Below are 8,816 nucleotides of genomic sequence, written 5' to 3' on the forward strand. Positions count from 1 at the left end.
AGAAAAAGAGAAAAATGAGATTGAGCGCGTCCGCAAAGTGTTTGAGAAACATATCCAGCAGATGACCGCTTATGATTTGGTTTGGTCGGACAAGGTCGGCTATGTGTGGCTGGCAATATCTATCGACCCGGTCTATATCGACACCGGCAACTGGATAGAGTCCGCTGCCGGTCTTTGTTATGAGTGCTTGAATGATATAGCACTGGATGTTTTCGGAATGACCGGAAACGACCATGACTTTGAGGACGCCGACCCGCTGGAACTGGCCGAGATTAAGCGGCGCTGGAAACCCTATATCGACCAACTGCCGGAATATGCGTACCTTTGCGACGAACTGTTAAGCAGGAGCAAATAACCCATCCGTAAAAGTGTCAGGAGCTAAAATCTGCTTCTGGCACTTTTTTGTGGCTTTTTTGTGAATTTGATTAAAAAGTCCTTGACAACTCGTTTCGGGCAAAACAGCAAAGTCGATTTTGATTAGCTGCGGGGCCAGACTTGCGCCCTTTGACATCCCCCAGCTCCGGGAGATTATGAGCTATGACGAGCTGGAACTTGACCGGCTGGGCGACGAGAAATCGGCGCTGTTCTTTCTTATCAGCGACACCGACACCACCTATAACTTCCTTGTAGCCCTTGCCTTCTCCCAGATGTTCAACCTTCTGTGTGAGCGGGCGGACAACAAATACGGGGGCCGACTTCCCCACCATGTACGGGTGCTGTGGGACGAGGCGGCCAACACCGGGCAGGTGCCGGGGCTGGAAAAAATCGTGGCTGTTATCCGGTCACGGGAAATCAGCCTGACCCTCTTTTACCAGGCCATGAGCCAGTGCAAGGCGCTCTACAAAGACAACTCGGAAACCATCATGGGAAACATGGACAGCATTATCTTCCTCGGAGGGCGGGAGGCGTCCACCTTAAAAGACATTTCCGAGAACTGGCTGGGAAAGGCGACCATCTCCATGCAGACCGAAGGGCGCAGCCGGGGACAGTCGGAAAGCTACAGCCAGAACCTGCAACGGCTTGGCCGGGAGCTGATGACCACCAGCGAGATCACCACCATGCCGGGGGACAAATGTATCTTGCAGCTTCGTGGCCTGCCGCCCTTCCTGTCCCCGAAGTACGACCTGAAAAAGCACCCGAATTACAGATATACCGCCGAGTTTGACAAAAAGAAAAACGCCTTCCATCTGGAAAGCCTGTTCCGCCGCCGGCCATTGAGACTAAAGCCGGAGGACGAGTACACGGTGTACGAGGTGGAAGAAACGGACACGGACGAAGAAGCTGACCTTTTGAACTTTGACGACCTGGACAGCGACGAGTTCGTGTGACCTCGGGCCACATTGGCCCGAAGTGACGCCGCCATCATGGGCGGCTTTTTTTGTACCCACAAACCTATCTTATCAATGAAAAGGAGAAAACTGTATGGAATTTTTCAACTCTGCTATCGACGTTCTGAAGGTTCTGGTTATGGCTCTGGGCGCTGGCCTTGCCGTGTGGGGCGTGGTCAACCTGCTGGAAGGTTACGGTTCCGACAACCCCGCGGCAAATGCTCATGTGTCATAAAGAAACACACAAGAGATTGATAGACAGCAGCCTACTATTCCGTAAATTTTGTTTCAGGACTTTCTTTTTCAATGCCGATATGCTATAATATTTCTATTCCAAGTAAGGAGTTAAAAATATGCGGCAAGGTATTCTTAATTAACTATAATCAAATAGTGGGAACAAAGAATTGTAACCGTCCCTTGCAAGGGGCTTAGTTTTTTGTACCCTTTTTAAGAATACTTTTGCCTTATATATTTGACATATCAAAAGAGCGACCGCTGCTTGCAGTGCGTTGTATGTATGTGTATGTCTATTCGCTATATCCCCAGCGGTAAAAGTATTTTGCTGCTGGGGATTTTTATGCCCTTTGGGGGCTGAATGGAGGACAAACACATGAAAATAATCAATATCGGCATTCTTGCTCATGTAGACGCAGGAAAAACGACTTTGACAGAAAGCCTGCTCTATACCAGCGGAGCCGTTCCGGAATTAGGGAGTGTAGATAAGGGAACAACGCGGACAGACACCATGCTGTTGGAACGCCAGCGTGGGATTACCATTCAAACGGCCGTCACTTCTTTCGGCTGGAAGAATTATAAGATCAATATTGTCGATACCCCCGGCCATATGGACTTTTTGGCGGAAGTATATCGCTCACTTGCTGTTCTTGACGGAGCAATTTTAGTAGTTTCCGCAAAGGACGGCGTGCAGGCACAAACACGGGTACTGTTCCATGCGCTCCAGAAAATGAAAATCCCAACGATTATTTTTGTAAATAAGATAGACCAGGAGGGCATTGACTTACAGAGCGTTTATCAAAATATCAGAGAAAAACTTTCTGATGATGTCATGGTTATGCAAGATGTTTCGCTCACTCCGGAAGTGTCTCTGACAGACATTGAGGATATAGAAAAATGGGATTCTATTATTGCTGGAAATGATGAACTTTTGGAAAAATATATTGCGGGGGAACCTTTGAAAATACAAGATTTACAGAGGGAGAAATGCAGAAGAATGCAAAACGGTTCCCTGTTTCCTATTTATCATGGGAGTGCAAAGAACAATATCGGAACTGAAAAGCTGATTGAAGTGATTGCAGAAACATTTACTTCTGGTGCGGACAACGATCAATCCGAGCTATGCGGAAGCGTTTTTAAAATCGAGTACACAGACCAGAAAAAGCGGCTCGTTTATTTGCGGTTATACAGCGGGACACTTCATTTACGGGATACGATTCTCCTGCCCCAAAATCAAAAACTAAAAATCACAGAAATGAGGATTCCGTCAAACGGAGAGATTATACCGGCGGACACAGCCTGTTGCGGAGAAATTGTTATTTTGACCAATGACACTCTGAAGCTGAATGATACTCTCGGAAATGTAGAACTTTTGCCGCGCAAGGCATGGGAAAAAAATCCGATTCCTTTGCTTCGGACGACGGTGGAGCCGCAAAATCAGGAACAAAGAGACCTCCTGCTGAATGCCCTGACGGAAATTGCAGATACAGATCCGCTGTTGCATTACTATGTGGATACGATAACGCATGAAATCATCATTTCTTTTTTAGGAAAAGTCCAGTTAGAGGTTGTATGCTCTCTGTTAGTAGAGCGATACCATGTGAACATAAATGTGAAAGAACCTACGGTCATTTATCTGGAAAGGCCATTAAAAACAGCCAGTTACACGATTCATATTGAAGTGCCGCCGAATCCGTTTTGGGCATCCATTGGCTTAACTGTAACGCCACTTCCTGCCGGAAGTGGAACCCGGTTTAAAAGCAAAGTATCTCTCGGCTATTTAAACCAAAGTTTTCAAAATGCCGTTATGGAAGGGGTGCGTTATGGAATGGAGCAAGGCTTATACGGTTGGGAAGTGACAGATTGTGAAATTTGTTTTGACTATGGAGTTTATTACAGTCCAGTTAGTACCCCCGCAGATTTTCGTTCCCTTGCTCCTATCGTGTTAGAACAGGCATTGAAAAGAGCAGGAACACAATTATTGGAACCATACCTTTCCTTTACCCTTTTTGCACCGCAGGAATATATTTCACGGGCTTATAATGACGCACCGAAGTATTGTGCAGTGATTGAATCAACCTTGCTTAAAAATGATGAAGTTATTTTTACGGGAGAAATCCCCGCCCGCTGCATCGGCGAATATAGGAATGATTTAAATTTTTATACAAATGGGAGAAGCGTCTGCCTTACCGAATTAAAAGGGTACCAAGAAATTTCCGGGGAGCCTGTATTGCAGCCACGCCGTCCTAACAGCCGTTTAGATAAGGTTCGGCATATGTTTCAGAAAATAACGTAATATTTTGTGCGTTATCACGGATAAAAATCTTTGAATATAAGGAGAGTCTATGTTAGTTTTGTTTTCAAGTCGGTTTTGTGTAAACTTATATTGAGCAAACGGCCTTTATTTATAACCCGACTAATTTTGTATGCTAATGTCGAGCATATCTTTCTAAATTGTGATATTCCTATTCGGAAGGAGGGGCAATGTGTTAAAGAAATTGAATGACGCGATGGACTATATTGAAGCGCACCTGGAGGACGAGTTTTTACTTGAGAAGATTTCTGAGCATATAAATGTTTCAGATTATCATTTTAGAAAAATATTTTTTGCGCTTACCAATATGACGCTGAATGAGTATGTAAAAAACAGACGACTTTCAGAAGCTAACAAAGAATTGTTGCAGGGGGCGCAGGTAACAGATGTCGCTTATCAATATGGGTATCAATCCGTAGACGGATTTACACGTGCCTTTAAAAAATGGAGCGGTATCTTACCGTCACAAGTCGCAAAGTTGAAACAATGTAAATCATGCCAAAAGTTACAATTTGTTGTAACTATGAAGGGAGGAACTTTAATGGAATATAAAATTGTTGAAAAACCTGCTTTTACGTTTGCAGGTGTAAGTAAACGAGTGCCGTTACAATATGAGGGAGTAAACAACGCTATTTTGGAACTGGCACAAAGCATAACACAGGAACAGAAAGAAGAAATGCACCGGTTGCAAAACATTGAGCCATATGAAACTGTAAATGTTTCCTATGAATCAGATACGAACTTTCTTGAAGAAGCTGGTGAATTAACGCATTTAATTGGAGTTTTAACAACTAAAAATGACATTAGCAGTAATCTGGACACATTTCCTGTTAAAGCTCATACGTGGGCAGTTTTTCCAAATGAAGGAATCTTCCCGTTTACTTTGCAGGATACAATGGCAAGAATCTACTCCGAATGGTTTATGACGGCAGATTATGAACTGGCAGAGCCGTTTTCTTTCTCTTTTACAAAAATGGACGACAAAAAGCCCAACTACGCATACAGTGAAATTTGGATTCCAGTAACAAAAAAAGAATAAGCAATTACACTCAAATAGGAAAGCCAGCCGAGCCAGCGGGCAGTCAAGATAAACGGCGCATATGCGCCGCTGTTGACAGCCCCGCCCGCCTTTGCTGGTAGGCAATCAAGGGGCGACAGCAAGGGGTGCTGCCGCCCTCTGATATTATAAATGAAACCCGTCAACCATACAACGCCCTATGTGGGAGAAAGGGGGAATCATCTATGCCTTGCACAGAAGCATACAAAGAACACATCATGTACACGTTCAATGGCTTTGCAAGACCGTCATACACTATGCGGCTATCAACGCATGGCGTGACAGGAGCAGACGGCGGCAAAAAGAAATATCCCTTGAATACCTCACAGAAGAAAAGTTTTACCCTTTAGGCACAACAGACGAATATTTTGAAGCACCCCATGAAGAACACCCTATAACGATATGCGGTCAGGCAGTTATCCTCACCAATGGAAAACTTGCCGCCGTCCTGTTATCCCTGCCACAGAAAAACCGGGAAATCATTTTCCCTTATTTTTTCAAAAATGGGCTTACAATGGGTGAAAAATTCGAAAACCAAAGTATGATGAGGCAGGTATTGAAATGAAAGTTGTTTCTATATTAAATAAAAATAATGATTACCAGAGATTTGAAGTATTGAAGCATAATCGAAATAAAAGATATAAATATAATCAATTTATTGTTGAAGGCGTAAGAAGTTTAAATGAAGCGGTTAAAAATAACTGGAAGATTATTTCTTTTATTTATGACAAGAATAATCTGTCAGGCTGGGCAAAACATATGATAGAAACAGTAAAAACAGAAGTCAATTATACTCTTACGGCACAGTTGCTAAAGGAATTAAGTGGAAAAGAAGAAACTTCTGAATTATTGGCTATTATTGAAATGAGGGAAGACAGGTTAGAAAATGTTGCGTTATCTTCCAATCCATTTATTGTGTTATTTGACAGGCCCTCTAATAAAGGAAATTTAGGTACGATGATACGTTCATGTGATGCGTTGGGAGTAGATATGTTGATAATTACTGGACATGCGGTTGATTTGTATGAGCCTGATGTAATTGTTTCGGCGATGGGTTCTTTTTTCAATCTTCCGGTGATTCGAATCATTCACAATGAGGATTTATATAAATTCGTTGAAAGCCTTAGAATAAAATACCCTGGCTTTAAGATCATAGGCACAACAGCCCACCACGAAAAGCCTATCTATCATGAGGACTTGAAAACCCCGGTTATGTTAATGATGGGAAATGAAACCATGGGATTAAATAAGGCATTTAAGGAATATTGTGATGTTTTATGTACGATTCCTATGGCTGAAGATTCCTATGCCAGTTCTTTCAATGTCAGTTGTGCTGCATCTATAATGATGTATGAAATAGTAAGACAACGAATGAATTAGACAGCATAACCCTTTTGAGAGTGAGCCAGAGAAAAGGGAGGAGCAGGCGTTCTACCTCAAAAGTCTGCAAATAAAAAAAGAATAAGCAATTACACTCAAATGGCAAAGCCAGCCGAGCCAGTCAACAGTCAAGATGAACGGCGCATATGCGCCGCCGTTGACAGCCCCGCCCGCCTTTGCAGATAGGCAATCAAGGGGCGACAGCAAGGAGTGCTGCCGCCCCGCACTATTATTCAGAGAGGGGGAATTTCCATGACCGAAGATGAAGCCTACAAAGTGCATATCCAGTACACATTCAATGCCTTTTGCAAGATTGTCATTCGTCACGCAGCCATAGATATAATCTTAAAGCTGCGCCGGAGGTGGGAACGGGAAGTTTCTCTTGACTATCTGATGAATGAGAAGTTTGTCCAGCTTGCCGAACCGGAGCAGCTTGAAGAATATCTTTTTACCGCCTGCGGCCAGACCGCCGTTCTGTACCATGCGGAACTTGCCGCCGCCCTTGCCCTCTTGCCGGAGCAGACACAGGAAGAGATTTTCCGTTACTATTTCCTGCGCCAGCCGCAGCGAGTGATCGGCGTACATATTGGCCGGACACGCAGCACAGCGGGGCGGCATATCCAGCTTGCCTTGCAGCGGCTACGGCGGCTCATGGAGGGAAAAGACCATGAGTAAACTTCTCCCCTATGAAACAATCGTCAAAGCCCATGAGGGCGACCCGGACGCAATCGACACCGTCCTTTCCCACTATGCCGGATATATCCGCTACTTTTCCAAAGTACACGGTCAGGTTAACGCCGAGGTTGAGGAATATGTGAAGCAGCAGCTAATCTCCGCACTATTCAAGTTTCGCTTTGACCGATAAGCCCCAAAACTGAATACCAGCCGCCCACCAGCGGCCAGTGAAAGCAGTAAGTCTGAAAAAGATTTGCTGCTTTTTTTGTTGTCCATTTGGCAAAATCGCAAAGTCACCCGTAGTAGGTAGGTGAAGCCAGAAAAAGCTGCCTGCTCCGTTTGGCAAATTTCAAAACGCAGTGTTGTAGGGAGTGAAAGGAAAAATTCTCTGCCCCGTAGGTTGCCAAAATCCTGTTTCCCGGATTACTAAGGCAAAAGAAAATTTGAAAAATCCCCGGACAGCGGGTAGCTGGCGGCCTTTTGAATGTATCTTTGGCGAAAGAAAAAAAAGACCGCGCACAGCGGGCTGAAAGCCCCGCCCCGTTCGCTCTATGTACGGAAAAGCCCGGACAGGGGCAGTCTGCGGCTTACTAAGAGCAAGTTTCTACCACGGTGCCAAAATCCGCAATTCTGCGGTTTTGCCCCTCGCGGGAAACTTGTTGGGGAGTGCCTTCCCCAAACCCTGCTATGGCGGCTTGCGCCGCAAAAATATTTCCGTCCGGCAGGCCGTTTTTTTGCGAGAACTGCCCCGGAAATACCTAACAGACCAGCCTATTTTTTGTGATAAGTGAAAGGAGGTTTACAGCCCATGCCGAAGCGATACAACACACCTCACCGCAGCCGCGTTGTGAAAACCCGGCTGTCCGAAGATGAATATGCCGACTTCACAGCGCGGCTTGCGCCCTATGGTATCAGCCAGTCCGAATTCCTCCGGCAGGCGATACGGCGCACCACCATACGCCCCATTATCCATGTGTCGGCGGTCAATGATGAACTGCTTTCCGCTGTCGGGAAGCTGGCCGCCGAGTACGGCAGGATTGGCGGCAACCTCAATCAGATTGCCCGGTATCTGAACGAGTACGGTGCCCCCTACAATGCGCTGTCCGGCGAGGTACGCGCCGCCATAGCCGACCTTGCCGCCCTCAAGTATGAAGTCCTCAAGAAAGTAGGTGACGCAGTTGGCAACACTCAAGCATATCAACTCTAAAAACGCCGACTACGGAGCTGCCGAACAATACCTGCTTTTTGAGCATGACGAGTTTACCATGAAGCCCGTCCTTGATGAAACCGGCAGGCTTATCCCCCGCGAGGACTACCGGCTGTCCACGCTGAACTGCGGCGGCGAGGATTTTGCCGTTGCCTGTATGCGGGCAAATCTCCGCTATGAGAAAAACCAGCGGCGGGAAGATGTGAAAAGCCACCACTATATCATCAGCTTTGACCCACGGGACGGCCCGGACAACGGCTTGACCGTAGACCGGGCGCAGGCATTGGGCGAGAAGTTTTGCGCTGAGCATTTCCCCGGCCACCAAGCCCTTGTATGCACCCACCCGGACGGCCATAACCACAGCGGCAATATCCATGTGCATATCGTTATCAATTCGCTGCGGATAGAGGAAGTCCCGTTCCTGCCCTACATGGACAGGCCAGCCGACACGAAAGCCGGTTGCAAGCACCGCTGTACTGACGCGGCCTTGCGCTACTTCAAATCCGAAGTCATGGAGATGTGCCACCGGGAGGGGCTTTACCAAATCGACCTCTTGAACGGCAGCAAGAACCGCGTCACAGACCGGGAGTATTGGGCGCAGAAAAAGGGACAGGCCGCGCT

General features: G+C 46.2%; 8 protein-coding genes and 3 pseudogenes. All 11 read left to right on the forward strand.

The genetic code is table 11. The annotated features are described in order from the left end of the window. Positions 1 to 355: hypothetical protein (locus B5F87_RS19605; protein ID WP_143405302.1), on the forward strand; the 355-nt coding region annotated here is incomplete at its 5' end. Between the two features lie 85 nt (positions 356 to 440). Next, positions 441 to 1,328 (forward strand): annotated as a pseudogene (locus tag B5F87_RS19610) (TraG/TraD/VirD4 family protein); the annotation flags it as partial. A 94-nt stretch (positions 1,329 to 1,422) separates the two neighbouring features. Further along, a pseudogene (locus tag B5F87_RS19615) lies at positions 1,423 to 1,551 on the forward strand (Maff2 family protein); the annotation flags it as partial. A gap of 387 nt (positions 1,552 to 1,938) precedes the next feature. Next, a complete protein-coding gene (tet, locus tag B5F87_RS19620; protein ID WP_070087585.1) occupies positions 1,939 to 3,858 on the forward strand; it encodes a TetM/TetW/TetO/TetS family tetracycline resistance ribosomal protection protein in 1,920 nt (639 codons plus the stop codon). 190 nt (positions 3,859 to 4,048) lie between these two features. Further along, positions 4,049 to 4,915 (forward strand): AraC family transcriptional regulator, encoded by an 867-nt coding sequence (locus B5F87_RS19625; RefSeq protein ID WP_070087584.1) that lies wholly within the window; start codon positions 4,049 to 4,051, stop codon positions 4,913 to 4,915. Between the two features lie 203 nt (positions 4,916 to 5,118). After that, positions 5,119 to 5,432: pseudogene (locus tag B5F87_RS21535) on the forward strand (sigma-70 family RNA polymerase sigma factor); the annotation flags it as partial. 62 nt (positions 5,433 to 5,494) lie between these two features. Further along, a complete protein-coding gene (locus B5F87_RS19640; protein ID WP_070087583.1) occupies positions 5,495 to 6,313 on the forward strand; it encodes a TrmH family RNA methyltransferase in 819 nt (272 codons plus the stop codon). 252 nt (positions 6,314 to 6,565) lie between these two features. Continuing rightward, entirely contained in the window at positions 6,566 to 6,988 is a 423-nt protein-coding gene (locus tag B5F87_RS19645; RefSeq protein ID WP_070087582.1) for a sigma-70 family RNA polymerase sigma factor, read from the forward strand. Then, positions 6,981 to 7,178, forward strand: a complete 198-nt coding sequence (locus B5F87_RS19650) for a helix-turn-helix domain-containing protein (RefSeq protein WP_070087581.1) — start codon at positions 6,981 to 6,983, stop codon at positions 7,176 to 7,178. The genes B5F87_RS19645 and B5F87_RS19650 overlap by 8 nt, the downstream gene beginning before the upstream one ends. Positions 7,179 to 7,796: 618 nt before the next feature. Continuing rightward, positions 7,797 to 8,195 carry a plasmid mobilization relaxosome protein MobC gene (gene mobC, locus B5F87_RS19655; protein ID WP_087284239.1) on the forward strand — a complete coding sequence of 133 codons (399 nt, stop codon included), beginning with the start codon at positions 7,797 to 7,799 and terminating at the stop codon, positions 8,193 to 8,195. Next, a partial coding sequence (locus tag B5F87_RS19660) for a relaxase/mobilization nuclease domain-containing protein (RefSeq protein ID WP_158097115.1) occupies positions 8,167 to 8,816 on the forward strand: 650 nt, incomplete at its 3' end. The genes mobC and B5F87_RS19660, both read left to right, overlap by 29 nt.

The sequence above is a fragment of the Eubacterium sp. An3 genome (assembly GCF_002159465.1).
GTDB lineage: Bacteria > Bacillota > Clostridia > Lachnospirales > Lachnospiraceae > Anaerobutyricum > Anaerobutyricum stercoris.

Bases quoted from the DNA above. Each gene is read 5' to 3' on its own strand.
- B5F87_RS19645 (WP_070087582.1), top strand. From the start codon at position 6,566: ATGACCGAAGATGAAGCCTACAAAGTGCATATCCAGTACACATTCAAT.
- mobC (WP_087284239.1), top strand. From the start codon at position 7,797: ATGCCGAAGCGATACAACACACCTCACCGCAGCCGCGTTGTGAAAACC.
- B5F87_RS19650 (WP_070087581.1), top strand. From the start codon at position 6,981: ATGAGTAAACTTCTCCCCTATGAAACAATCGTCAAAGCCCATGAGGGC.
- B5F87_RS19640 (WP_070087583.1), top strand. From the start codon at position 5,495: ATGAAAGTTGTTTCTATATTAAATAAAAATAATGATTACCAGAGATTT.
- tet (WP_070087585.1), top strand. From the start codon at position 1,939: ATGAAAATAATCAATATCGGCATTCTTGCTCATGTAGACGCAGGAAAA.